Source organism: Pseudotabrizicola sediminis (assembly GCF_004745575.1).
Classification (GTDB): Bacteria; Pseudomonadota; Alphaproteobacteria; order Rhodobacterales; family Rhodobacteraceae; genus Pseudotabrizicola; species Pseudotabrizicola sediminis.
On the sequence record NZ_RPEM01000001.1, the window covers coordinates 492,780 to 517,405 of the forward strand.

At 65.4% G+C, this 24,626-nt stretch carries 26 protein-coding genes; 10 read left to right on the top strand and 16 right to left on the bottom strand.

Features of this window, described 5'->3' with window-relative positions; all coding sequences use genetic code 11:
- Positions 1-108 precede the first annotated feature (108 nt).
- The 9 genes from EEB11_RS02300 to EEB11_RS02340 form a co-directional block, all read right to left on the bottom strand.
- The gene (locus EEB11_RS02300) at positions 109-378 is read right to left on the bottom strand and encodes a hypothetical protein (protein WP_135428878.1); all 270 of its coding nucleotides are present in this window, start codon (positions 376-378) and stop codon (positions 109-111) included.
- Positions 365-3,163: a [protein-PII] uridylyltransferase family protein gene (locus EEB11_RS02305; protein WP_135428877.1), complete on the bottom strand. Its 2,799-nt coding sequence runs from the start codon at positions 3,161-3,163 to the stop codon at positions 365-367. Before EEB11_RS02305 ends, EEB11_RS02300 begins: the two co-directional genes overlap by 14 nt.
- 204 nt (positions 3,164-3,367) lie before the next feature.
- Positions 3,368-3,727 (bottom strand): HesB/IscA family protein, encoded by a 360-nt coding sequence (locus tag EEB11_RS02310; RefSeq protein ID WP_135428777.1) that lies wholly within the window; start codon positions 3,725-3,727, stop codon positions 3,368-3,370.
- A gap of 26 nt (positions 3,728-3,753) precedes the next feature.
- Positions 3,754-4,497, bottom strand: a complete 744-nt coding sequence (locus EEB11_RS02315) for a DUF3307 domain-containing protein (protein WP_135428778.1) — start codon at positions 4,495-4,497, stop codon at positions 3,754-3,756.
- A complete protein-coding gene (locus EEB11_RS02320; protein WP_135428779.1) occupies positions 4,490-5,122 on the bottom strand; it encodes a hypothetical protein in 633 nt (210 codons plus the stop codon). The genes EEB11_RS02315 and EEB11_RS02320 overlap by 8 nt, the downstream gene beginning before the upstream one ends.
- A gap of 190 nt (positions 5,123-5,312) precedes the next feature.
- Positions 5,313-5,672, bottom strand: coding sequence for an SUF system Fe-S cluster assembly protein (locus tag EEB11_RS02325; RefSeq protein WP_135428780.1), 360 nt, complete (start codon positions 5,670-5,672; stop codon positions 5,313-5,315).
- A gap of 68 nt (positions 5,673-5,740) precedes the next feature.
- Positions 5,741-6,577 carry an arginyltransferase gene (locus EEB11_RS02330; RefSeq protein WP_135428781.1) on the bottom strand — a complete coding sequence of 279 codons (837 nt, stop codon included), beginning with the start codon at positions 6,575-6,577 and terminating at the stop codon, positions 5,741-5,743.
- Between the two features lie 99 nt (positions 6,578-6,676).
- Positions 6,677-7,141, bottom strand: coding sequence for an RDD family protein (locus EEB11_RS02335; RefSeq protein ID WP_245298734.1), 465 nt, complete (start codon positions 7,139-7,141; stop codon positions 6,677-6,679).
- A gap of 85 nt (positions 7,142-7,226) precedes the next feature.
- Positions 7,227-7,697 (bottom strand): DUF2852 domain-containing protein, encoded by a 471-nt coding sequence (locus EEB11_RS02340; RefSeq protein WP_135428782.1) that lies wholly within the window; start codon positions 7,695-7,697, stop codon positions 7,227-7,229.
- Positions 7,698-7,983: 286 nt separating this feature from the next.
- On the opposite strand from EEB11_RS02340, the gene tpiA reads away from it, so the two are divergent.
- The 3 genes from tpiA (at position 7,984) to EEB11_RS02355 (ending at position 10,933) form a co-directional block, all read left to right on the top strand.
- On the top strand, positions 7,984-8,727 hold the full coding sequence (tpiA, locus tag EEB11_RS02345) for a triose-phosphate isomerase (protein WP_135428783.1): 744 nt from the start codon (positions 7,984-7,986) through the stop codon (positions 8,725-8,727).
- A 90-nt stretch (positions 8,728-8,817) separates the two neighbouring features.
- Positions 8,818-9,741: a DMT family transporter gene (locus tag EEB11_RS02350; protein ID WP_135428784.1), complete on the top strand. Its 924-nt coding sequence runs from the start codon at positions 8,818-8,820 to the stop codon at positions 9,739-9,741.
- A 10-nt stretch (positions 9,742-9,751) separates the two neighbouring features.
- Positions 9,752-10,933, top strand: coding sequence for a cytochrome P450 (locus tag EEB11_RS02355; RefSeq protein ID WP_135428880.1), 1,182 nt, complete (start codon positions 9,752-9,754; stop codon positions 10,931-10,933).
- A 68-nt stretch (positions 10,934-11,001) separates the two neighbouring features.
- On the opposite strand, the gene EEB11_RS02360 is transcribed toward EEB11_RS02355, so the two are convergent.
- Positions 11,002-11,463, bottom strand: a complete 462-nt coding sequence (locus EEB11_RS02360; protein ID WP_135428785.1) for an Lrp/AsnC family transcriptional regulator — start codon at positions 11,461-11,463, stop codon at positions 11,002-11,004.
- Between the two features lie 138 nt (positions 11,464-11,601).
- On the opposite strand from EEB11_RS02360, the gene cobA reads away from it, so the two are divergent.
- From cobA to EEB11_RS02390, 6 genes are all read left to right on the top strand, one after another.
- Positions 11,602-12,369: a uroporphyrinogen-III C-methyltransferase gene (gene cobA, locus EEB11_RS02365; protein WP_135428786.1), complete on the top strand. Its 768-nt coding sequence runs from the start codon at positions 11,602-11,604 to the stop codon at positions 12,367-12,369.
- Positions 12,366-12,671 carry a DUF2849 domain-containing protein gene (locus EEB11_RS02370; protein ID WP_135428787.1) on the top strand — a complete coding sequence of 102 codons (306 nt, stop codon included), beginning with the start codon at positions 12,366-12,368 and terminating at the stop codon, positions 12,669-12,671. The genes cobA and EEB11_RS02370 overlap by 4 nt, the downstream gene beginning before the upstream one ends.
- Positions 12,672-12,673: 2 nt before the next feature.
- The gene (locus tag EEB11_RS02375; protein ID WP_135428788.1) at positions 12,674-14,344 is read left to right on the top strand and encodes a nitrite/sulfite reductase; all 1,671 of its coding nucleotides are present in this window, start codon (positions 12,674-12,676) and stop codon (positions 14,342-14,344) included.
- Entirely contained in the window at positions 14,334-15,083 is a 750-nt protein-coding gene (locus tag EEB11_RS02380; protein WP_135428789.1) for a phosphoadenylyl-sulfate reductase, read from the top strand. The genes EEB11_RS02375 and EEB11_RS02380 overlap by 11 nt, the downstream gene beginning before the upstream one ends.
- Positions 15,080-15,484, top strand: a complete 405-nt coding sequence (locus EEB11_RS02385) for a DUF934 domain-containing protein (protein ID WP_135428790.1) — start codon at positions 15,080-15,082, stop codon at positions 15,482-15,484. Before EEB11_RS02380 ends, EEB11_RS02385 begins: the two co-directional genes overlap by 4 nt.
- 103 nt (positions 15,485-15,587) lie before the next feature.
- Positions 15,588-16,409 (top strand): ferredoxin--NADP reductase, encoded by an 822-nt coding sequence (locus EEB11_RS02390; protein ID WP_135428881.1) that lies wholly within the window; start codon positions 15,588-15,590, stop codon positions 16,407-16,409.
- A gap of 66 nt (positions 16,410-16,475) precedes the next feature.
- Here the strand turns inward: EEB11_RS02390 and EEB11_RS02395 are convergent, their stop codons facing one another.
- Positions 16,476-17,099 (bottom strand): hypothetical protein, encoded by a 624-nt coding sequence (locus tag EEB11_RS02395; RefSeq protein ID WP_135428791.1) that lies wholly within the window; start codon positions 17,097-17,099, stop codon positions 16,476-16,478.
- 146 nt (positions 17,100-17,245) lie between these two features.
- On the opposite strand from EEB11_RS02395, the gene infC reads away from it, so the two are divergent.
- Positions 17,246-17,860 (top strand): translation initiation factor IF-3, encoded by a 615-nt coding sequence (gene infC / locus EEB11_RS02400; RefSeq protein WP_245298735.1) that lies wholly within the window; start codon positions 17,246-17,248, stop codon positions 17,858-17,860.
- Positions 17,861-17,921: 61 nt separating this feature from the next.
- On the opposite strand, the gene EEB11_RS02405 is transcribed toward infC, so the two are convergent.
- The 5 genes from EEB11_RS02405 to EEB11_RS02425 form a co-directional block, all read right to left on the bottom strand.
- Complete coding sequence (locus EEB11_RS02405; protein ID WP_135428792.1) at positions 17,922-18,932, bottom strand: molybdopterin-binding protein; 1,011 nt, start codon at positions 18,930-18,932, stop codon at positions 17,922-17,924.
- Positions 18,929-19,921, bottom strand: coding sequence for an XdhC family protein (locus tag EEB11_RS02410; protein ID WP_135428793.1), 993 nt, complete (start codon positions 19,919-19,921; stop codon positions 18,929-18,931). Before EEB11_RS02410 ends, EEB11_RS02405 begins: the two co-directional genes overlap by 4 nt.
- 144 nt (positions 19,922-20,065) lie before the next feature.
- The gene (locus tag EEB11_RS02415) at positions 20,066-22,138 is read right to left on the bottom strand and encodes an OmpA family protein (RefSeq protein ID WP_135428794.1); all 2,073 of its coding nucleotides are present in this window, start codon (positions 22,136-22,138) and stop codon (positions 20,066-20,068) included.
- Between the two features lie 159 nt (positions 22,139-22,297).
- Entirely contained in the window at positions 22,298-23,569 is a 1,272-nt protein-coding gene (locus EEB11_RS02420; protein WP_135428795.1) for a vWA domain-containing protein, read from the bottom strand.
- An 86-nt stretch (positions 23,570-23,655) separates the two neighbouring features.
- Positions 23,656-24,519 (bottom strand): AAA family ATPase, encoded by an 864-nt coding sequence (locus EEB11_RS02425; RefSeq protein WP_245298745.1) that lies wholly within the window; start codon positions 24,517-24,519, stop codon positions 23,656-23,658.
- Positions 24,520-24,626 lie beyond the last annotated feature (107 nt).

Here is a 24,626-nt window from a genome sequence, read left to right on the forward strand (position 1 = left end):
GTCAAATTTGCCCCGCGCCGGCGTGACCCGGGCCCTGCACCGCGAGGTGCCAGACACGCCCTCATCAAGACCAGGGAGACCCATCGGCCCTGTGGCCCCCGGCGCCTCCTATGCGCCCAACCGTGCCGCCCGTCCACCCCTGCGGCGCGGCGGGTCCGGGCGCACCAGCGCCTGCGTCAGCACCGCGCTCATCGGGTGGTCTGGTGCGGCCAGCGCATATTCGGCCAGCACCGCCCGCAGCGCCTCGTCCACATCCACCCCCGGCTGCAGGCTCAGCGCCCAGTCGATGAAGATCGACCGGCACTCCGGCCCCGTTATCCCCTCGATCCGGTAGCTTTCGCGTACCAGCCCTTTGGGGTCTGCCTCATCCTGCCGCATCACCGCTCTCCCCATCAAGGTCCCCCATCAGCCCGGTGATCACCCGGTCCGCACGGCCCGTCACCGCCTCCAGCCGCGCGGTCAGCGCCTCGGCGCTGGCCTCGCCCGTTTCGCGCAACAAAAACGCCCGCCCGCCGATGCCAAGCCCCTCCATCTCCAGTGGCCCTTCGGTCAGCAGCCGGGTGCCGCATTGCAGCCGCCACAGCAGTCTGTAGGCGTCCAGCAGCGCCGTCTGATCCGCCTGCGACACACCCGCCGCCGATCCCGCCGCAATCTGGCGCTCGACCCCGCGCGCGGGGCTGCCGCCGATCAGCGCCAGCATCTGCGCGCACAGCTCCACATCCATCAGCCGACCGGCACCGTTCTTGGCCTCCCAGCTGCCCTTGGCAGGCTTGGCCGCCTGCAACCGCTGCCGCATGGCGGCAACATCGGCGCGCACCGTCTCTCCCTTGCCCTTACGGGCCAGCAGGTCGCGCCGGAACGCCTCCCATTCCGCCGCAAGCCCCGCATCCCCCGCCAGCGCCCGTGCGCGCGTCAGCGCCAGATGCTCCCAGGTCCAGGCCTCATCCTCCTGATAGCCGGTGAAGCTCTGCCATCCCGTCGCCACCGGCCCCTGCCGCCCGGATGGCCGCAGCCGCATGTCCACCTCATACAGCCGCCCCTCCGACATCTGCGCCGTCAGCGCCGTCACCATCGCCTGCGTAAGGCGCGCATAATAGGGCCGCGTGGCAAGCGGTTTCGGACCGGTGGACTCCTCTATCCCCGCCGCATCATAAATCATGATCAGGTCCAGATCCGACCCCGCATTCAACCGCTGCGCGCCCATCGAGCCCATTCCGATCAGCACCGCCCCGCGCCCCGGCATGGCCCCGTGCTTGCGGGCAAATTCTGCCGCCACAACGGGCCACAATGCGCCGACCACCGCATCGGCCAGATCGGCATAGGATTTTCCGGCCTCGAACGCGTCAATCAAGCCGCGCAAATGATGCACGCCGACGCGGAAATGCCATTCCCGCGTCCAGCGCCGGGCGGTATCCAGCTTCTTCTCGTAATCCGGCACCTCGTCCAGCACCTTTGCCAAGTCCGCCCGCAAACCCGCCGTTCCCGGCCAAGCGGTCCAGAAACTGCCGCCGATCACCGCATCCAGCACACCCGCATTGCGCGACAGATGCCGCGCCAGCGACGGCGAGGTGCCCGCGATGTCGATGATCAGTTCGATCAGCGTCGGATTGGCCTCGAACAGCGAAAAGATCTGCACCCCGGCAGGCAACCCGCCCATGAACCCATCCAGCGCGCGCAGCGCCTCATCCGGGTTGGCGGCGCGGTGCAGCTGCTTCAACAGCTGCGGACGCAAGCGCTTGAAAATCGCCTGCGCCCGCTCGGATCGCAGCGCCGGGTAATGCATCCAGCCCGCCACAATCTTGCCCGCCGCCTCGGACAGCTCCGGCCCGGTTTCTGCCTCGCCGGGGGCAAAGAAGGCATCGGTCAACGTATCGACCCGCGCAATCCGCTCCAGCAACCCCTCACGGAACGCCGCCTCCTCCTGCCCGCAGAAAGCGGCGATCCGCGCCACCCCTTCGGCGGTGACCGGCAGATCATGGGTCTGTGCATCCCCCACCATCTGCAACCGATGCTCCAGCTCGCGGTGCGCGCGGTACAGCGTGGTCAGCTCCTGCGCCACGTTCTCCGGCACCCAGCCTTTCTCAGCCAGCACCGCCAGCCCCCCTACCGTGGTGCAGTCCCGCAGGTCAGGGTCGCGCCCGCCCGCAATCAGCTGCCTTGTCTGGGTAAAGAACTCGATCTCGCGGATGCCACCCTGCCCCAGCTTCATGTTGTGGCCCTCGACCACAACCCGCCCGTTCAGCCCGCGATGCTCGCGGATGCGCAGGCGCATGTCATGCGCGTCCTGAATCGCGGCGAAATCCAGATGCTTGCGCCAGACAAAGGGGGTCAGCGTCTTCAGAAACCGCGCCCCCGCCGCCAGATCGCCACCACAGGGCCGGGCTTTGATATAGGCCGCGCGCTCCCATGTGCGGCCGACGCTTTCATAATAGCTTTCCGCCGCCGCCATCGACAGGCACACCGGCGTCACAGAAGCATCGGGCCGCAAGCGCAGATCGGTGCGGAAGACATAGCCATCCCCGGTCAGATCCGACAGGATCGCCGTCATCTTGCGGGTGACGCGAATGAAGGCCGCCCGCGCCTCCTGTTCCACACCCGGATAGCGGGTCTCGTCAAACAGGCAGATCAGGTCGATGTCGGACGAATAATTCAGCTCTCCCGCGCCCATCTTGCCCATGGCAAGGCAGACCATCCCCGCCGCCGTCGCCGCATCCTCAGACACTGCCCCGGGTATCTTGCCACGCCGGATCTCTTCGGCGACCAGCCTGATCATCGCCAGATGCACCGCGCGGTCGGCCAGCCCGGTCAACGCGCCGGTAACCTCCTCCAGCGCCCAGACCCCGCCCAGATCACACAGCGCCGTCATGAGCGCGGTCCGCCGCTTGGCCTGCCGCAAGCCTGCGCCCAGATCGTCCAGCGACAACGCCTCGATCCGGGCAAATTCGGCGTCCAGTGCGGCCTCCGGCCCCGCCGCCAAAGCCGTGCGCAGCCAGTCGGCCTCGCGCGACATCAGCCCACGAAGGTAGGGGCTGCACCCGGCCGCCCCCGCCAACAGTTCCGCCACCTCCGGTCCCAGATCGGCAAAGGCAACCCGTGCCTCGTCTCCGGTGGCGCGGTCAAAAGGATGCGGAGATCGGGTCAGCCGTGCTGAAAAATCGGTCATCATGGCCGCAGCTTTGACCAAGGATGCAGGCAGGGTCAATTCCTGACGCATATCACAGGCGGAAACGGTGGAAGGGGCTCTGCCCACGGATCCGCACCTTTCCCAGATACGCCCGCGCGAAGCGCTGTGCGGAGCCGGTTGGCCGCAGGCCAGAGGCGACTGAAAAACAATGCGGCGCAGCCGCTCAATTGTCTTAAAGCCAACTCAGGCGGCGGGCGCGTCCTTGAACTTGATCGACTCGCCGCAGCCGCAGGCCTCGGCCACGTTGGGGTTGCGGAACTTGAACCCGGCGTGCAGCAGGTCAACCTCATAGTCGATCTCGGTGCCGATCAGAAACATCTGCGCCATGGGTGCAATCATCACCCGGGCACCGTCCTGTTCCACCACAGCGTCCAACGGGTTCACCTCGGACACGTAATCCATGGTGTATTCCATCCCCGCACAACCGCCTTTCTTGACGCCGATGCGCAGGCCCTGACGGCCGTCTTTTGCCATCAGCCGCGCAATCTGGCTGGCGGCAAGGGGGGTCAGGGTAACGGCGGCTTTGCCGGGGATGCCAAACATGGGGTGCTCCTGTCTCTGTCCCCAATCTAAGGCGAAAGGTCGGGAATTCCAAGCGGTGGCAGCGATGATAACACCATCACCGTGCCGATCGCCGTCAGCATCGCCCAGCCGAAGGACGCCAGCGTGCCGATGATGACATATTCCGACAGCCGCGACTCCTCCTTGACCGCGCCAAAGCGCAGCACGGATTTGGCGGCGATCAGAAAGCCGATGCCGCCGGGCTCGCCCGCCAGGATCAGCACAAAGATGATCCCGCGCTCCAGCATCCCGATGATCCGGCCACCGCCGGGCAGACCGTCCAGGCCCACCTCGCCCCAGGGCCGCATCAGCAGACCAAGCGCAAAGCCACCCGCACGGGTGGCCAGCACCGCACCTGCGATCACCGTTGCTGCGGCGGGCAGCCAGAGCGGGGCGTGCGCGGCCCACAGCCCCTGCGCCCAAAGCTGCGGCGCAAGGCCGGCGACCAGGCCCAGCGTCACCAGATGCGCCGCCTGATCGGCGACAAAGGCGGCAATCCCCGACAGGCGCGCGCCAATCGCCACCTTGGCCGCATCAATTCCAAGATGCGCCAGGCTCAGTCCCGCCACCCAGGCCGCCGCCTGCGGCGTCTGCACGCCCAGCAGCACAGTGGCAACCGCGCCCACCACCCCGATATGCGCCATCATCCAGCCGATGTGCCCCCCGGCCTTGGCCAGTGCCATGCGTCCCGGTTGCAGCACGAAATCCGCCAGCACATGCGCCAGCAGCAGCAGGGCAAGGGTTTCAGCCATCAGCAGCCCCTTGCGCAAACTGCGCGGCAAAGGCGCGGGTGGCCTGCCGCGTCAGATCGAACCCGGCCGCCGACAAGCGCGCCGCGAAGGCCTGCCGCGAAATCCCCAACCGCTCGGCCTGCACCTGCTGGCTGTACGGCCCGTCGGGGTCGAGCGACAGGGCGACCGCCTCGGCCTGTTCCGGCGACCAGCCCTGCACCTGCGCGTCAAGATAGGCCATCAGCGCATGGTGCAGCGGGTCCACCCCTTTCCCGGCCAGGGCCAGCCACTGGCCATCGGTCATCGCATCCAGCGCCCGGCCGGACTGGACAAAGGCCGTTCCCCCCGCCGTTCCAAGAGTGCCCGTGTCAAAGCCGGTGGCATCGCCCAACCCAAGTGCCATTCGGCTGGACAGAAGATCCATGGCGCGCAGTTGCGCGGCAAGGAACAGCATGGCCTCCAGACCCCGCCCCGCCGCGCCGATATAGGCCTGCCAGCCGTCACCACGATAGCGGTGAAAGCGGGTGTCATCGCCGAACCGGTCCACCGCCTCTTCGATCACCATCATGGTGTCATCGACCTGCGCCGCAGTGCCGCGGGTTGACAGGATCAGATCGCCGGTAAGGACTGCGTGAAACTGGGCCATGCGCAAGTCATATGACTTGCATTGCCAATATGCAAGTCAAACGGCCTGCACTCTTTGATGCAAGCCAAGTGCGTTGGATTTTCAACAAACAAGCCAAACATCCAGCACCCCTAGAGCAAGCCAAACGGCTTGCAAATGAAAAATGCAAGCCGGATGGCTTGCATTCAGATCGCTACAACTGTTGTAACGCCTACATGAAGCCCAGTTCCAGCCGGGCCTCATCGCTCATCATCTCCATCCCCCAGGGCGGATCAAAGGTCATCTGCACATCAACCTGCTTGACGCCAGCCAGCGGCTCTACCGCATCGGCGACCCAGCCCGGCATCTCACCCGCCACCGGGCAGCCGGGGGCGGTCAGGGTCATGATGATACTGACCGCGTTTTCCGTATCAATCTCAACCGTGTAGATCAGCCCCAGATCAAAGATGTTCACCGGGATTTCCGGGTCAAACACCGTGCGGCAGGCATCGACCACCGAGTCATACAACGGATGATCGGTGCTCGATGGTTTGATGAGCGGGGTGCCCTCGACTTTTGTTTCGCTGTTCATTCCGACCTCATCAAGGGTTGTTGAGGGATTATATAGGAAATCCAGCCCGCCCCGTCCAGTGCGGCAGATCAGTCCCGGTGCGGGCGGGCTTCGGGCAGGTTGATGCGGGCGACCTGTTCGGCAATCGGGTCCATCGATAGCGGGTGCAACTCGGCCCGGTGCGCGGCGGGATCACCCAAATCCTGCCACGCGCCGCCCTTGTAAATCTCCAGCGCGGAAAACCCGGCCTTGTAGCCCATCTTGCGGCTGCCCGGCACCCAATAGCCAAGGTAGACGTAAGGTAGCCCCGCCTCGCGCGCGATGGCGATATGGTCCAGGATGATATGGGTGCCAAGCGACAGATCAACCAGATCGGGGTCGTAAAAGCTGTAGACCATCGACAGCCCGTCATCGAACACATCGGTCAGGCAGACCGCAGCCAGCGCAGCCCCGCGGCCCCCCGCTGCATGCGGGCGGGTGTACTCGATCACCCGGCTTTTGATCGGGGTTTCCTCGATCATCGCGGCGAATTCAAAGATATCCATGTCGGCCATGCCACCATCGGCGTGGCGCGCATCCAGATAGCGGCGGAACAGCGCGAACTGATCTTCGGTGGCCCAGGGGCTGGTGGCATTGCGGCGCAGATGCGCTGCACGGCGCATGACGCGGCGCTGGGTCCGGCTGGGCTGAAAATCAGCCACCCGGATGCGGGCCGACAGACAGGCCGAGCATTCGGAACAAGACGGGCGGTACAGCACATTCTGGCTGCGGCGGAACCCCTGCTTTGACAGCGTATCATTCAGCCGCTGCGCATGTTCGCCCTGCAGCGCCGTAAACAGCTTCCGCTCCATCCGCCCCTCAAGGTACGGACAGGGCTGCGGAGCCGTCACATAGAACTGGGGCGCAATGGGAAGGGTGTGGCGCATGGCTGACTGATTGTGAAAAGATGTATCACGTTAGCAAGCCACGCGCCGGACGCCAAGACGGCATTTGTCGCACGCCATCACTTGATCATCTCGGATGGGTCAGCGTGTGGCCGGACTGTTGATCGCCACCGAGCCCATCACCAGATCGCTGAGGCCCTGCCCGCGTGACGAGGTCAGCATCAGCACGACCGACACCACCTGCGGCGCAACGAAAGCCATCGACAACGTATAGCCCAGCGTGTGCAGCAATGCGTTCGCACCATCAAAACGCTGGCCATTGCGGTCAAGAAATTCGATGTTCATCAACCGCATGCCCCAGGTGGCCGAACGGCCCGACAGGGTCAGCCAACGATAGACAAAGCCGACCACCAAAAACAGCGCTGGCAGGAAAAACAGGGCAGTAAAGGCCGTGAACGGCACGATCAGCGCCGTCGCCAGACCGATCAGCACAAGGTCCAGCACCCAAGCCAGAAAGCGCTTGGGCAGGACACCTTCGTAAAACGCGGCATGGCGCTCGGGGTCGGGTTGCATATCGGACATCGTCATAGGGGAAACAGTGCGCATGGCAATCGGTCCTGAACAAGAGGGTTCGTGCGGAAAAGGGCGGATAGGGGCGGCGGCCCGCAACCGGGCCGCCACATCTCAGACATCAATACTCGCCACGCGGGCCAGCTTCGGCAGCAACCGGCGGGCGCGCGGCCCCTTTGGCGCGGTCTTCCATGAAACTGTCGAATTCCTGCTTGTCCTTGGCGTCGCGCAGACGCTGCAGGAAGGACTCGAAGGCACCCTGTTCGTCTTCCAGGCGGCGCAGCGTATCGGCCTTGTAGGCGTCAAAAGCGCTGTTGCCCGAAGACCGCCAGGCGGCGTGACGGCTGGTGCCACCATCGCGGCGGCTGGCGCAGAATTTACCTTTGAACATGCTTTTGCTCCATTTGTTGGCGTAGGTCATGTATATCACCAGGGCCAGCCCGACCGGCCAGACAAAGACAAAGCCCAGCACCATGGCGGCGATCCACGCCCCACGGCCCCGTTCATCCATCCAGTCTTCGGCACGGCGCAGTCTGTCTGTCAGGCCGCCGAGCGCAGGCGCTTTGGCGGTGGTATCGGGGGAATAGGTCATAGCGTCTCTCCATCTCGGCGGCTGCGTGCCCGGTTGGCACCCCTTTCGGGGCGTCATGCCCGTCAGGTCGTAATGTGAATGCCTTTCACATGACACAAGATGCGCACGCCCTGCCCTTCGGTCAAGATGCGATGTAAAACATTTTTACATTATTTTCGGCCCGCAAAATCTGATGTGGTTCAAGAGCGCGATGCCGCGCGATTGGCGCTTGTGTCATCAGGACCGGCTTCTATGATCGCGCCCTGTCAATCTGAACTGTGTCAATCTGAACTGTGGAGAAGGCGAGATGCGCAAACTGGCGGCTGGAAACTGGAAGATGAACGGAACGCAGGCCAGCCTGTCCGAGGTGGTGGCGCTGCTGAACGCCCATCCTGCCCCGGCCTGTGACATGCTGCTGTGCCCGCCAGCCACGCTGCTTGCGCGGATGGCCGATCTGGCACGCGGCACGGCGCTGCTGGTGGGCGGGCAGGATTGCCACGCCGGCACAAATGGCGCGCATACAGGGGATGTCTCGGCTGGCATGCTGGCCGATGCCGGGGCGGCCTGTGTGATCGTCGGCCATTCCGAACGCCGCACCGACCACCACGAGTCAGATGCGCAGGTGATGGCCAAGGCGCAGGCGGCGCAGGTGGCCGGTCTGGTCGCGGTGGTCTGCATTGGTGAAACCGAAGCTCAGCGCGATGCGGGCGACACGCTGGATGTGATCGGTCGTCAGCTGGTGGGGTCGGTGCCCGAAGCCTCCACCGCCGCAAACTTGGTGGTGGCCTATGAACCGGTCTGGGCCATTGGCACCGGACGCACGCCCACAATTGCCGAAATTGCCGAGGTGCACGCGTTCATCCGCGCCCGCCTGACCGCGCGGATCGGCGCGCAAGCCGATGGCGTGCGCCTGCTGTACGGCGGGTCGGTCAAGCCGTCGAATGCCGCCGAGATTTTCGCGGTGCCGCATGTGGACGGCGCGCTGGTCGGCGGGGCCAGTCTGAAGGCCGCTGATTTCGGCGCGATTGTCGCGGCGCTGTCTGCGGCCTGAGCGGCTGCGCTGATCCCGGTGCCTGATTGCGGCACGGGTTGCGTCGCGGGCAGGCAAGCCTGCGGCGGTGGCGACAGGCATCAAGGCCAGATGACCGTCGTACCCGCCACCCTGCCCCGACCCTCGCTTGCGCTGGCGCATCTGGCCTGCGCCGGATCTATGCTGGTCTGGGCGGCGGGGCTTCCGGCGGCAGACCTGCTGATCCCGCATGTACCGGCCCTGACCCTGACCGCCGCGCGGATGACCATTGCCGCGCTTGCCCTGCTGCCGGTCTGGTGGCTGCTCGACGGATCGCGCGCCATTCTGGGCGCCGCATGGGGCATCGGGCTGATGATCGGGGCGGTCAACAGCCTTGGGGCCTTTGGGCTGATCCTGGGGCAGGCAAGGTCTGATGCGGTGACGGTGGCCATCGTTTCTGCCGCCATGCCGATCATCGGCATGGGGATCGAGGTAGTTCTTGATGGCCGCCGGATCACGCGCGCGCTGATCCTTGGCATCGGGCTTTCGCTGTTGGGCGGGCTGATCGCGCTGGACGGGGGCGGATCGGGTGGTGGTACGGTGCTGGGGGCGCTTCTGTGCCTTGGGTCCATCGTGATCTTCACCTTCAGCTCGCGCTGGACGGTGACCGCCTATCCCCGCCTGTCGCCCTTGGGGCGCACGACGATCACGCTCTGCGGCGGCGCGCTGGCGGCTGTGGTGATGGCGGGGCTGGCCACGCTGTTTGGCCTACCCGCACCCGAATGGGACGCGCTTGGCCTGCCCGAGGCCGGGGCGATGTTTGTCTATGCCTTTGCCGCACTTGCCCTGTCGCAGGTGCTGTGGATCACCTCGGTCGGGCGGCTGGGGATCGGCATCGCTTCGCTGCACATCAACGCCACGCCCTTCTATGTGATGCTGATCCTGTTCGCCTTTGGCGGCCCGTGGCTCTGGCATCAGGTGTTTGGCGCGGCGCTGGTGGCGGTGGGGGTGATGGTGGCACAAGGCCTCTTGCACCCGTCCCGCCTGCGCGGGTAAGCCCATGCCCATGCAGACCCTGTCCCAATCCCCGACCGAGCCGGATTTTGTCCAGAATCCCTATCCGTTCTACGAACGTGCCCGCGCCGCCGGCCCGTTCTTTCACTGGCAGGACTACGGGCTGATCTGCACGCCTGTCGCGGCGGCGGCCAATGCCATCTTCCGCGACCGCCGCTTTGGCCGCGAGGTGCCGCCCGACCTCGCGCGCCCGATTGCCCCGCACACCGCCCCGTTCTACGCGGTCGAGGCGCATTCGATGCTGGAGCTGGAGCCGCCACGCCACACCCGCCTGCGCAGCCTTGTGCTGCGCGCCTTCACCTCGCGCCGGATCGCCGGGTTGCAGCCGGATGTCGAAAGCCTGAGCCACAGCCTGATCGACGCGCTGCCGGAGGGCGAATTCGACCTGATCACCGGCTTTGCGCAGGCCCTGCCGGTGATCATCATCGCCCGCCTTCTGGGCGTACCCGAGGATATGGCGGGGCAGCTTCTGCGCTGGTCCAACGCGATGGTCGGCATGTATCAGGCGCGGCGCACGCATGACATGGAGGTTGCGGCCAGTGATGCCGCGCGCGACTTCTCCGACTTTCTGCGCGGCTATGTCGAACAGCGCCGCAAAGCCCCCGCCGATGACCTGATCACCCAGCTGATCGCGGCCGAAAGCGACGGCGAACGCCTGTCGACGGATGAGCTGATCACCACCTGCATCCTTTTGCTGAACGCAGGGCACGAGGCGACGGTGCACACCATCGGCAATGGCGTGAAAACCCTGCTGGAAACCGGATCTGTGGCGCAGATCCTGTCGCCCGACACGGTGCAGGACACGGTAGAAGAGATCCTGCGCTTCGACCCGGCGCTGCACATGTTCACCCGCACCGCCTATGAAAGCGTTGAGGTGATGGGCCATACCTTCGCGCGCGGCGATCAGGTGGCGCTGCTGCTGGGGGCCACCAACCGCGACCCGGCCCTGTGGGACCGCCCCGACCACTTTTTGCCGGGGCGCACCGCAAAGCCTAACCTGACCTTCGGCGCGGGCCTGCATTTCTGCGTCGGCGCGCCGCTGGCCCGGCTGGAACTGCAGATCGCCCTGCCCATACTGTTTCGCCGCCTGCCCGGCCTGCGTCTGGCCGAAGCCCCCCGCTACGCTGATGTTTACCACTTCCACGGGCTGGAGCGGCTGTTGCTGGCGCGATGACGCCTGCGCCAGCCCCTATGGCCACGCGATCCTGAAGGTGCTGCTGGTGGCGTGAGGTCTGGGCGACCCTATAATGGCAGCACGGTGGTGGACTTGATCTCTTCCATGCTCAGCAGGGCTGTCACGTTGTAGATCTTCACCTCGGAAATCAGCGCCTGATAGAACTGATCATAGGCGCGGGCATTCCTGACCCGCACTTTCAGGATATAGTCGATATCGCCCGCCAGCCGGTGCGCCTCCAGCACTTCGGGGCGGTCGCGCAGGGTTTTGAGGAACTTGCGCTGCCATTCGGCCTCATGCTCTGACGTGCGGATCAGCACGAAGAAGCAGGCCTCCAGCCCCAGCGCCTCGGCGTCCAGAATCGCGGTCTGACGGGTGATCACGCCCTGTTCGCGCATCCGGCGGATGCGGTTCCACACCGGCGTTTTCGACGACCCCACCTTGCGCGCGATTTCATCCAGCGACTGGCTGGAATCCAGCTGCAATTCGCCAAGGATTTTCCGGTCCAGTTCGTCCAGTTGGGCCGCCATTCACCATTTCCTTCGTTTTGCAGAACCCCTGCCCCGCTTCGGCGCAGTATCGGAACAGGTTTCCTTATCTGCAAGGGGGCATGGCGGGGGGCAGGGAAAATATCCTATATTGACGCGGCACAGCCAAAGGAATCCGCCATGCCCACGCTGCACCAGCCCTTGCTGCCCGCCGTCGCCTTTGTCGGCGCAGGCCCGGGTGCGGCCGAGCATCTGACGCTGGGGGCTTACCGCGCGCTGCAAGAGGCCGAAGTGGTGATCCATGACCGGCTGGTGGGGGCCGAGGTGCTGGCGCTGATCCCGGCCACGGCGACCCGCGTCGATGTCGGCAAGGAAGGTTTTGGCCCCAGCACCGCGCAGGCCACGATCAACGCGACACTGGTTGCCCATGCAAGGACCGGCGCGCGGGTGGTGCGGCTCAAGGGCGGCGATTGCGGGATTTTCGGGCGGTTGGATGAGGAGATGGACGCGCTGACCGCAGCGGGCCTGCCGTTCCGCATCCTGCCCGGCCTGACCTCCGCCACCGTGGCTGCCGCCAACATCGGCCAGAGCCTGACCAGACGCGGTCGCAACGCCAGCCTGCGCATCCTGACCGGGCATGACATGGCCGGATTTGCCGAACAGGACTGGCGCGGCATGGCGCGGACGGGGGAGGTTGCGGCGATCTACATGGGCAAGAAATCGGCCCGTTTCATTCAGGGCCGGCTGATGATGCATGGTGCGGCCCCCGGCACCGATATCACCATCGTCGAAAACGTCAGCCGCGCCGATCAGCGCATCATCGGCACCACCCTCGCCCATCTGCCCGAGGCCATCGCCACCTGCGACGGGCCGGCCGTTATCCTGTTCGGCCTCGCCCCGCGCGCGGCTGCGTCCTCCCTTGCCCAATTGAAAGAAGCCACCGCATGAGCCGCCAGTTCACCCCGAAAGTCGTCACCGCCAACCGCCTGCGCGAAGGCGATGTGGTGTACCTGACCGCCGATGACCAATGGTCGCCGCTGCACCATCAGGCAGAGCTGATCGAGGATGAGGCCCATGCGCAACTGCGCCTGCTGCATGCATCGAGCCAGAAACTGCTGATCGTGGGCCCCTATCTGGCCGATGCCAAGGCAGGCCCCAGCGGGCCAGAGCCGGTGCATTTCCGCGAGGCATTCCGCACCCGTGGCCCGTCGAACTATGACCACGGCAAGCAAGCAGATCTAAGGGCATAAAGATGTATTCCTATTCCGACTTCGACGAGTCCTTCGTCCGCGCCCGTGTTGCCCAGTTCACCCAGCAGGTCGAACGCCGCCTTGATGGCTCGCTCACCGAAGAGGAATTCCGCCCGCTGCGCCTGATGAACGGGCTTTATCTGCAACTGCACGCCTATATGCTGCGGGTAGCCATTCCCTATGGCACCATCAGCCCGCATCAGATGCGGCAGCTGGCGATGATCGCCGACACCTATGACAAGGGCTATGGCCACTTCACCACCCGGCAGAACATCCAGTTCAACTGGCCCATACTGCCCGATGTGCCCGCGATCCTTTCCGCACTGGCAGATGTCGAGATGCACGCCATCCAGACCTCCGGCAACTGCGTGCGCAATGTCACCGCCGACCATTTTGCCGGGGCGGCGGCGGATGAGATTGAAGACCCGCGTCCTTACGCCGAACTGCTGCGGCAATGGTCCACCGATCACCCCGAATTCCAGTTCCTGCCGCGCAAGTTCAAGATCGCCATCACCGGTGCCCCAAATGACCGCGCCGTGACCCGCGCGCATGACATCGGCCTGCGTATGGTCAAGAACGCCGCGGGCGAGTCGGGGTTCGAGGTGATGGTCGGCGGTGGCCTTGGCCGCACACCGATGATTGCGCACACGGTCAGGAATTTCCTGCCCGTGGCCGATTTGTTGCCATATGTCGAGGCGGTTCTGAGCGTTTACAACACGCTGGGACGGCGCGACAACAAGTACAAGGCCCGCATCAAGATCACCGTGCATGAGACCGGGAAAGAAGAGATTTCCCGGATGATCGAAGAGCGGTTCGCTGAATTGCGCCCGCTGTTCGGTGGCCATGATCAGGAATTGCTGGAAGACATCCGTGCCGCCTTCGCGCCGCCTGCGTTCCGCAACGCGCCGCTGGGTGCCTATGACGCGTTCTACAAGGCCGACCCCACCTTCCGATCCTGGGCCGACACAAATCTGTCGCAGCACCGCAATGACCAGTATGCCATCGTCACCATCAGCGTGAAGGCGCATGGCCAGACGCCCGGCGACGCGTCCTCGGATCAGATGCGCATGATGGCCGATCTGGCCGAGCGCTATGGCCACAACGATCTGCGCATCAGCCACGAGCAGAACGTGATCCTGCCGCATGTCCACAAATCCGACCTTCCGGCGGTGCATGCGGCCCTTGCGCAGGTGGGGCTGGCCACCGCCAATGTCGGGCTGATTTCCGACATCATCGCCTGCCCCGGCATGGATTACTGCGCCCTTGCCACTGCGCGATCGATCCCGATTGCCACCCAGATCGCAGACCGCTTCGAGGCGCTGGATCTGGAGCATGACATCGGGCCGATGAAGATCAAGATCTCGGGCTGCATCAACGCCTGCGGGCACCACCATGTCGGCCATATCGGCATTCTGGGGCTGGACCGGGCGGGGGTGGAAAACTACCAGATTACCCTCGGCGGCGACGGCACGGAAACCGCCGCCATCGGCGACAAGACCGGCCCGGGCTTTGCCTATGACGAGATTGTGCCGGCGGTGGAACGCATCATGCGCGCCTACCTGACTGTGCGCGAGGCCCCGCAGGAAACCTTCCTGCAAACGGTCCGCCGTTTGGGGCTAGACCCGTTCAAAGCCGCGCTGTACGGGACCGAAGGCGCTCAGGATGCCGCGTGATCTGCACACCGGCCCGGTGGCAGAGCGGGTGGCAGCGCTGAACACGCGCTATAAGCACCACTCTGCCACCGCCGTGCTGGAACACAGCCTGAAGGATGACGATCTGGGCCGGGTGGCCTTGGTCTCATCCTTTGGCGCGGAATCAGTGGTGCTGCTGCATCTGGTGTCGGTGATCGCCCCCGAAACCCCGGTGCTGTTCATCGACACAAAGATGCTGTTCACGGAAACGCTCGATTACCAGCGTCAGTTGGCCGACATGCTGCACCTGTGCGACGTACGCACCATCCGCGCCGCGCAGCCGCGCGTGGCGTTCGAAGACCCGGATGGCAGCCTGCACCAGTTCAACACCGATGCCTGCTGCGCGGTGCGCAAGGTGGAACCGCTGGAACGCGCTCTGTCGGGCTTTGACGGCTGGATCACCGGACGCAAACGCTATCAAAGCAACACGCGCGGTACGGTGGATTTCTTCGAATCCGAAGGCGATACCCGCATCAAGGTCAACCCGCTGGCCCATTGGGGCCGCGAAGATCTTGAGGACTATATCGTCAACAACCGCCTGCCACGTCATCCGCTGGTGGCCAAAGGCTACCCCAGCATCGGCTGCGCGCCCTGCACCAGCCCGGTGAAACCGGGTGAAGACCCGCGCGCAGGCCGTTGGCGGGGAACACAAAAAACCGAATGCGGCATCCATTTCATTGATGGCAAACCCGTTCGCATCACAAAGGACAGTGCCGCATGAGCGTGATCGTCACCGATACGGGCTTTGCGCCCGCCCCGCCCGTCAATGCCGTTACTCTGGCCGATATCGACAGGCATCAGGGCACGCTGGACCTGACCCACACCGATGACCCGGCGACGGTTGAACCGCACCTTGCAGGGCTGACGCTGATCCGCATCTCGTTTCCTGTCTTCAGCGATGGCCGGGCCTTTACCGTCGCACGCCGGTTGCGGATGCTGGGCTATACCGGCGAATTGCGCGCCACCGGCCCGGTGATTTCCGACCAATACGCCATGGCGCGGCGCGTCGGCTTTGACTCGGTCGAAATCCCCGATGATCTGGCCGCACGTCAGCCCGCCGACCAGTGGCAGTTCCGCGCCGACTGGCAGGCGCATCATTATCAGGCACGTCTGCGCGCCTGACAGCCCTGAGACACCCCGACGCTTTCCTCCGATCCGGATCATAGCTAGAAGGAAGATGCCGGTGTACCCGCCGGACACAAATCTCATGACCGAAGTGACCCTGATGACCGACGCAAGCCCTGCCCCGGCCCCCGCCGCAAAACCGCACCTGCCCGACGCGGCAAAAGTCACCTCCGTGACCCATTGGACCGACCGGCTGTTTTCCTTCCGGGTCGAACGCCCGCGCACCTTGCGCTTCCGTTCGGGTGAGTTCGTGATGATCGGCCTGATGGGCGACACCGGCAAACCGCTTTTGCGCGCCTATTCCATCGCGTCGCCCGCCTGGGACGAAGAGCTGGAGTTCTATTCGATCAAGGTGCCCGATGGCCCGCTGACCAGCCGGCTGCAACATATCAAGGTCGGCGACGAGATCATCCTGCGCCCGAAACCCGTGGGCACGCTGGTGCATGATGCGCTGCTGCCCGGCAAGCGGCTGTGGTTTCTGGCCACCGGCACCGGCATCGCGCCTTTTGCGTCGCTGATGCGCGAGCCGGACACTTACGAAAAATACGACCAGATCATCATGATGCACACCTGCCGCGAGGTGGCGGAACTGGACTACGGCCGCCAGCTGGTGGAAAGCCTGAAAGATGACCCGTTGATCGGCGAGCTGGTGGGCGACAAGTTGCTGTACTATCCCACCACCACGCGCGAACCCTACCCTCGCATGGGCCGCGTCACCGACAATCTGTCCTCGGGCAAGGTCTTTGCCGACCTCGGCCTGCCGCCGATGGACCCTGCCACCGACCGCGCCATGGTCTGCGGGTCACTGGCGTTCAACGTGGATGTGAAGGCCATTCTCGAAGGGTTCGGCCTGCGCGAAGGGGCCAATTCGGAACCGCTGGAATATGTGGTGGAAAAGGCCTTTGTCGGCGACGGCATCTGAACCGATCGTCCCGAAACAGAAAAAGGCCGCGCACCCTGCGCGGCCTTTTCCCGTTCTGGTCCCGGATCAGAGGCCGAGGGCCGATTTGACCTGAGTGATCACGCCTTCCAGCAGGGCCGGGTTGGAAGATGCGGCATCCACGGCAGAGGTCAGCGTGGTTTTGGTCGCGGCATCCAGCGACGAGCTGGCGATCAGGCCCTTGACCGCATCGGCGTTGAAATTCTCCGGGTCAAGCGCTGCGGCCCCTGCCGTGGCTGCGCTGGACGCGGCCTCTTCTGCGGCGTCGGCTGCGGATTCGGCGGCCACATTGGCCGCGTTTGCGGCATCGGTGGCCGCGTCGGTGGTCGCCTCGGCAGCACCTTGAACCGCTTCGACAGCGGCAGCGGCTGCACCCTGGGCCGCTTGGGCGGCTTCGGCAGCGGCGGCTTCGGCAGCGGCGGCGGCCGCTTCCACCGCTTCGGTCACGGCGCTTTCGGCCTCTGCAGCGGCGGCCTCTTCGGCGGCAGCAGCAGCGGCGGCTTCGGCCTCGGCAGCGGCGGCCGCAGCGGCTTCTTCCGCTGCCTGCGCTTCGGCAGCAGCGGTGGCGGCGGCCTGCTCAGCGGCCTGTTGTGCCGGCACATAGCTGAACTGGTAATATCCGCCAGCGGCCAGCAGAATGACGACCGCGCCAATGATTACAGTTTTGTTCATCTTGATACTCCCATATCCGGGTGTCCCGCCCGGTTGCGTCGCCCATATGGCAGGTGAGCACCCGGTTGAAAAGACGTGCGCCGCACTGCGGCATGGATTTGGCAGCGATTGGCCGCTTTTCTGCACGTCTTCGGACCAAAATCGCGGTGAATCACATTGAACCCAAAGCGCAGGGCGTTTATCTTGCCTGCGCCTGTGCAAACCACCAAAGGACGAAAACCATAGCCCGCAGACCCCACAACGCCCCGCCGCAACGTGACACCGGCCCGCGTATCAATGATCGCATCCGCAGCCCGGAAATCCGCCTGATCGGCGCGGATGGCGAAAATGTCGGCGTCGTGACGCCCGCCCGCGCCATGGCGATGGCCGAAGAGGCTGGGCTTGATCTGGTCGAGATCAGCCCGAATGCCGAACCGCCGGTCTGCAAGATCATGGATTTCGGCAAGTTCAAGTATGAGACGCAAAAGCGGGAGGCCGAAGCCCGCAAGAAGCAGCACATCATCGAGATCAAGGAAATCAAGTTCCGTCCCGGCACGGATACCCATGATTACGACGTGAAGATGCGCTCGGTCCTGAAGTTTCTGGAAGAGGGTGACAAGGTCAAGATCACCCTGCGTTTCCGGGGCCGCGAAATGGCCCACCAGAACCTTGGGATGGAACTTCTGAACCGCGTGGCCGCTGATGTCGGCGACAATGGCAAGGTAGAATCGATGCCCCGGCTGGAAGGCCGCCAGATGGTGATGATGATCGGCCCGAAATAAGGGTTCAGCATTTTCGCAGACCATTCGTGACGGATTGCGGGGGCCAGTGCGGCCCCCGTTTTCATGCCGGGCGGCGCGCTTCGCGTGGCTGCGGGCGGATCGGGATTTCCTTCAGCAATCCCCCCACCCCCATGGCGGCGATGTCATCATCCCCAAGCGTCAACCCGCAGGCCAGCCGTTCCAGCACCCAGTCGGCCCCGTTCAGCGCCGGGCTGCGCGCGCAGCCCGGCAGGCCGATCACCGGGCGGTCCCCAAGCTGGCCGTGAAACAGCAGATTGCCCGGGTCCACCGGCATGCCAAACCGCGCGACACGCCCGCCCGCCCGGCGCAGCGCTTGCGGGGCGGTGTCATGCAGGTCTGATGTGGCCGACCCAGTCAGGATCAGCACCATCGCGCCGGGCAGGCGGGCCATGGCTCCGGCAAGCGCCGCCTCGTCATGTGCCACCACCTCACACGCCGCCAGCCGCATCCCCAGGGCCCGCAGCCGCGCCTCCACCGCCGCGCGCCCCTTGGCCGCCAGCTTTGCCGGCAGGCCCGGAACCTCGGTCAGGATCAGCCCGGCATCGGGCAGCGCCACCGGATGCACCTTTATGGCCGCGCGCGCCAGATCACAGGACCGGACAAGGGACACCTCGGGCACGCTGTAGCTGATGATCTTGACCGTGCCCACCAAAGTGCCCGCCTCCACCCGGGTATAGGGCGCAAGCGTGGCCAGTGTGATCGACGGGTCCACCCGGTTCAGCGCGTGGATCGCCGCCGCATCAAGCCCCACCACACCGGGTCCGATGGCATTCAGATTGACCCGCCCGGTAAAGGCGGTGGTGACCGCCAGCCCGGCGGCACCCGGATCAGGCACCAGCGCCCGCGCCAGCCGCGTCGCGGCGTGGTCCTCCGCCACATCGCCGGGTTCCAGCCGCGCCACCGTCACCTGTGTGACCCCTGCCGCCCGCAATAGCGCAAGCTCGCCCGCGCCCAGAACCACACCCTTGCGCAACCGCCCTGCGCCCTCCAGCACCGAATGCGCCAGCACAGCGCCCTCGGCCAGGTCCAGCGGCACTTCGGCAAAGATCACGGCACGCTCCGCAAGACCTGGGTGATCTGTGCCAGGATCGAGACCGCAATTTCCGCCGGGGTCTTCGCCCCGATGTTCAGGCCCACCGGCGCGTGAATGCGGGCGATATCCGCGTCTGATACCCCCGCCGCCCGCAACCGATCCAGCCGTTTGGCATGGGTGCGGGTCGATCCGAGGCAGCCAAGATAGAAGCACGGGCTTTGCAGCGCCGCCATGATTGCCGGGTCGTCCAGCTTGGCATCATGGGTCAGCGTCACCACCGCCGTGCGCGCATCGGGGGCCAGTGCCGTCATCGCCTCATCCGGCCAGTCTTCGGAAATCACCTCACCCGGAAACCGCTCCGCGCTGCCAAAGGCCGCGCGCGGGTCGATCAGCGTTGGCGCATAGCCACAGGCGCGCGCCATGGTCAGCAAGGGTTGCGCAATATGCACCGCCCCCACCACGATCAGCCGCAGGCCGGGGTTCTGCACCGCAATGAAGCGCCCGTCCTCCTCCATCCCGGATTTGTCCGACCGCAGCCGCGCATCCACAGCCTGGTCCTGCCCCGGTCGCACCAATCCGCGCGTCCAGGCCTCCAGCGCGACAGTATAGGCGCATGCCTGCCGCCCCGCCCGCGCCGCCACCAGCGTCTCCAGCATCGCGGGCGGCAGGCGGGCACCACCTTCCCCAACAGGCTCCACCAGCACCCGGATGGTGCCGCCACAGGCCAGACCCACGGCGAATGCGCTGTCGTCGCTGACCCCGAAGGTCAGCAGGCGCGGCACGCCATCGGCCATCGCTTCCAGCGCCTCGGCCACCACCGCGCCCTCGACACAGCCGCCGGACACCGACCCCATGATCTGCCCGGTGCCCGACACCGCCAGCTGACTGCCCGCCTGACGCGGCGCAGAACCCCATGTTTCCACCACCGTGGCCAGCGCCGCCCCCTGCCCGACCAGGTACCAGTCCAGCGCAATTTCGGGGATACGGTCGTGATCGGCTGGGGTCATGTCATCCTCGGGTGCGGGGCCTGATCTGTGCCTCATTATGGGCCAGCCCCCGCAGCCATGCCACTGGCAAAAGGTGCCATACCCTCACATGCGAACGCCGCAGGGGGTTTCCCTGCGGCGTACACGTTCAATCCAACCCTCGGGTCAGCGCAGCGAGGCAGACCGCATCAGCGGCGTCACCACCCGCACGGCGGCGCGGCGGTTACGCACTTCATCCGCCTGCGTGTCGATGCGCAACTCATTCTCGCCATAGCCTTGCACCACCATGTTTTCCGGCGGGATATCGTAATACTCGGTCAGGGCCAGGGCCACCGACTCGGCCCGACGGTCCGACAGCGTCAGGTTGTAAGACGCCGACCCGACCGCATCGGTATGCCCTTCGATCAGGAACACCTCACCCGGATTGTCGCGCAGGATATCATCCATGATCCGGCCCAAAGACGCCAGTTTGCGCGCCTCGCTTGGCCGGATGACGGCCGAGCCGGAGGCAAAGGTGATGTTGTCCACGTCGATGGTTGCCGCCAGTTCGCGCACCTGCGGGATCTCGCGGATCTGACGCAGGCTGAAGGTCCGGCCCAAAGCGCGGGCCTCGTCGCGGGCAAGGGCGGCTTTCAGCGCGGCATTGCTGTCATTGGTCGAGATCGTCACCCGGTCAGGGCGCGGACGTGGCAGGGTCGAGATGTCGATGCGCTCTTCGCGCACCAGATCGTCGATCAGCACAATCTCGTTGCCACGGCTGTCATAGGTGGCGCGGCGCAGCACCCGGCCCGAGGCATCACGGATGGTCACAACCTGTGCCCCGTCTTGACGGTCAACTGTGGTGCGGGTCGAACCGTCATTGAACGTCTCGGTCCGCACGGTTGAACCGGGACGCCGCAGCAGCGTGTCATCGTCCTTGTAGACCGAGAAGTTGCCCTGCGGGTCGCGCACGACAACCCGGTCGCCGGTGTTTTCCACCACTTCGCGCCCGTCGCTCAGCACCTTGCCCACCACAAGCGCGCCCAGCGCCAGCAAGCCGACCTTTTCCAGGTTCGACAGGCCCGAACGCTGGTTGTTGCCAACGGCGGTGGGGGCTGCGGCGAATTCCTGTGCCGAAGACCGGGCATCGGCTTCGGTCACGGTGGTCGTCGTCACACTTTCCGGTTCCGGCTGGGCTGCCGGTGCCTCTGTGGTTGCGGCGGTGCCATCGGCGGCGGTGCCTGCGACCAGACCCGCTGCAGCGGCGGCGGCGGCAAGTCCGGTCAGCACATCGCTGCCGTCCCCGCCTGCATCCGTCGCGTCAGGCGCGGACAGCAGATTGAGCAGGCTTTGGTTTTCTTCCTCGGTCACGACTGGCGCTTCCACCGGTTCGGCTTCTGCAATTGCCTGAGCGGCTTGTTCGGCAGCCACTGCCGCCGCCGCTTCTGCCGCAATCGCGGCCTCTTCGGCTTGCGCAGCGGCCAGAGCATCCTCTTCGGCCAGCGCTTCGGCTTCGGCCGTTGCAGCTGCATCCGCCTCGGCATCCACTTCGGCGGTGGCTTCTGCCCCTGCCTCTGCCGGAACGGCAGGGTCAACCGGTACCTCGGCCTCCGCTGCGGCCTCTGCTGCAACAGCGGCTTCCAGCTCTGCAGCGGCCTCTGCTTCGGCCAGGGCCGCGGCGTCTTCTGCTTCTGCTGCGGCCGCCTCTGCCGCCAGTGCTTCTGCTGCCGCCGCTTCTGCTGCAGCTGCCTCTTCAGCAGCGCCAGCCTCTGCTGCTGCCGCCGCTGCTGCTTCTTCAGCTGCCGCTGCTTCCGCCGCAGCCGTGGCCTCGGCTGCTGCAGCGTCTTCCGCCGCCGCCGCTTGCGCTGCTTGCTCTACCGCTGCGGCCTCTGCCGCCGCTGCTTCCGCCTCTGCGGCTGCCGCCGCGTCTGCCTCTGCGGCTGCCGCCGCTTCGGCTTCTGCTTCTGCCGCTGCTGCTTCTTCCAGTGCCAGAGCTTCGGCCAGGGCCGCTTCTTCGGCCGCCGCAACCTCGGCAATCAGCTCGTCTGCATTACCGGCAACAACCTGTTCGGTGATCAGCGCGATGTCACAGGTCTGGCCCGCGGCCACCGAACACAGCAGGGCCCCGTCTTCGGCAAGAACCGACCCATCCTCGGAAACAGTCAGATTGGCCGACAGATCCTGCGCCATCAGCGGCCAGGGCTGAATGGGGGTCAGGGCGAGCGACAAAACCGCAGTGGTGGAGAGCAAACGTTTCATGGTCTTCCTTTCGCATGGGATCGGTCCGGTCGCATCTGCGATTCGAACCGCCGTTGAGCATGGCCGGACCTTGGGGCGATGCGCGTTGCTATGCGATATCACCCCCCGGTATCGGCATAACACGCGTCAACTCTGTGCCCCTAACGCGCATCCTGGGCATCAGGTTCCCGACAGCAACCGCATAAGACGCGCCTTTTCGCCACCGTCCCGGTCCGACCCGTCTTCGTGCCCGGACAACACCGCACCCAAAGCCTCCAGCGAGGCCACCGAATGCCCGGCCCGGAACGCATCACAATGCGGCAGCATCGCCCTGATGCCCTGTGCCTTCGGGGCAAAACCATCCCAGCGCAAGAGCGGGTTCAGCCAGATCAGCCGACGGCACGACAGGTGCAGCCGTTCCATCGCCTTGGCAAGCGCGCCGCTGTCATCGCGGTCCAGCCCGTCGGTGATCAGCAACACCACAGCACCCTGCCCCAGCACCCGGCGCGACCAGTCGCGGTTGAACTCGGCCAGACAGGCCCCGATGCGGGTGCCGCCCGACCAGTCCTGCGCCTCGGCCCCCGCCGCCCGCAGGGCTGCATCGACATCGCGGGTCTTCAGATGCCGGGTGATGTTGGTCAGCCGCGTGCCAAAGGTAAAACCATGCACCTGCGCCCAGCCCTGCCCCTGCCGGTTCGCCACCGCATGGATGAAATGCAAAGCCATCCGGCTGTACTGGCTCATCGAGCCAGAGATATCGCACAGCACCACAAGGTTCGGCCAGCGCAGGCGCGGGGCCCGCATCGCCAGCTGCGTGATCTCGCCACCCTGCCGCAGACTGGCGCGCAACGTGCGGCGCAGATCGACCTGCGCCCCTGTCGCCGACGTCCGGCTGCGCCGGGTGATCAGCGGCTTGACCGGCAGCGACAGCCGCGCCAGCATTGCCTTGGCCTGTGCCATTTCCTCCACCGACATCTGCTCGAAATCCAGCGACTTCAGCCGTTCTTCCTGACTCATGGTGGCCGAAGCGTCGATGTCGATCCGGTCTTCACCCGGGTCAGCAGGCGCGGGCAGATCCCGCTCCACCCCGTCCAGCAGCGCCTGCGCCGCCCGCTTTTCCGCAGCCTGCGCTGCGCGGTCTTCCTGCAGACCCTGGATCGCGGGCAGCAACAGGCTCATCATGTGATCGAGATACTTCGGATCGCGCCAGAACAGCCGGAACACCTGCTCGAACACCACCCGTTCTTCGGGCCGGCTGACAAAACAGGCGTGCAGGGTCCAGTAGAAATCGGCCCGCCCGGAAAAACCCGCAACCTCGACCGCGCGCACCGCATCCAGCACCCGCCCCGGCCCGATCGGCAGCCCGGCCTTGCGGAGCGCCCGCGCAAAATGGGCGATGTTCTGCGCCAGCTTGCCGTCATCTGGAATGGTCAGCGGAGCATAGGTTGCCATCGTTGCGACCGGGGGGTTTCACACCCCCCGGACCCCCCGTGGGATATTTATGAACAGATGATGAACAAGTGAGGTGTAGGAACTGGTCATGCCGGAGCCAGCTCTTTACGGACCTGATCGAGCAGGCGCTTGGCCTCGGACCCCTGAATTTTCTGGATATCGTCCTGATATTTCAGGATCGCCCCCAAGGTGTCGGCAATCACTTCCGGCGACAGGGCGATCACATCCAGCGCCAGCAGGCATTTGGCCCAGTCGATGGTTTCGGCCACGCCGGGCTTTTTGAACAGATCCTCGCGCCGCAGCCGCTGCACAAAGCCCACAATCTCGCGGCTCAGCGTCTCTTGTGCCTCTGGCGCGCGGGCGTGCAGGATCTCCATCTCGCGGGTGAAGTCGGGGTAATCCACCCAATGATAAAGGCAGCGGCGTTTGAGCGCATCATGCACCTCGCGCGTGCGGTTCGAGGTCAGGATCACGATGGGGGGTTCAGGCGCGCTTATGGTGCCAAGCTCGGGGATGGAGACCTGCGCTTCGGACAGGGCCTCCAGCAGGAACGCCTCGAACGGCGCATCGGTGCGGTCGATCTCGTCGATCAGCAGCACCGGCGCGCCGCCCGGTTGCGGGCGCATCGCCGCCAGCAGCGGGCGTTCGATCAGGTACTCTTCGGTGAAAAGGTCTGCCTTCGCGGCGCTGCCGCCCGTGGCTTCCGCCGCGCGGATCGCCACCATCTGCGCGGCAAAGTTCCACTCTGCTACCGCCGAAGCCTGATCGAGGCCTTCATAGCATTGCAGTCGGATCAGCCGCCGCCCCAGCGCCGTGGCCAGCGTCTTGGCAATTTCGGTCTTGCCGACGCCCGCCTCGCCTTCCAGAAACAAGGGCCGCCCCAGCTTCAGCGACAAGAACACCACCGTGGCCAGCGCCCGGCTGGCAACATAGCCCTGCCCTGCAAGCATCTCTTCTGTCGCGTCAATCGTGGCCGGAACGGCTGTCACACGGCATCCTCCCCTAGGGTGCGCCATGCTGGTCAGAACGCCCGGCGGGGTCAAGCAGGCAAGCGCCC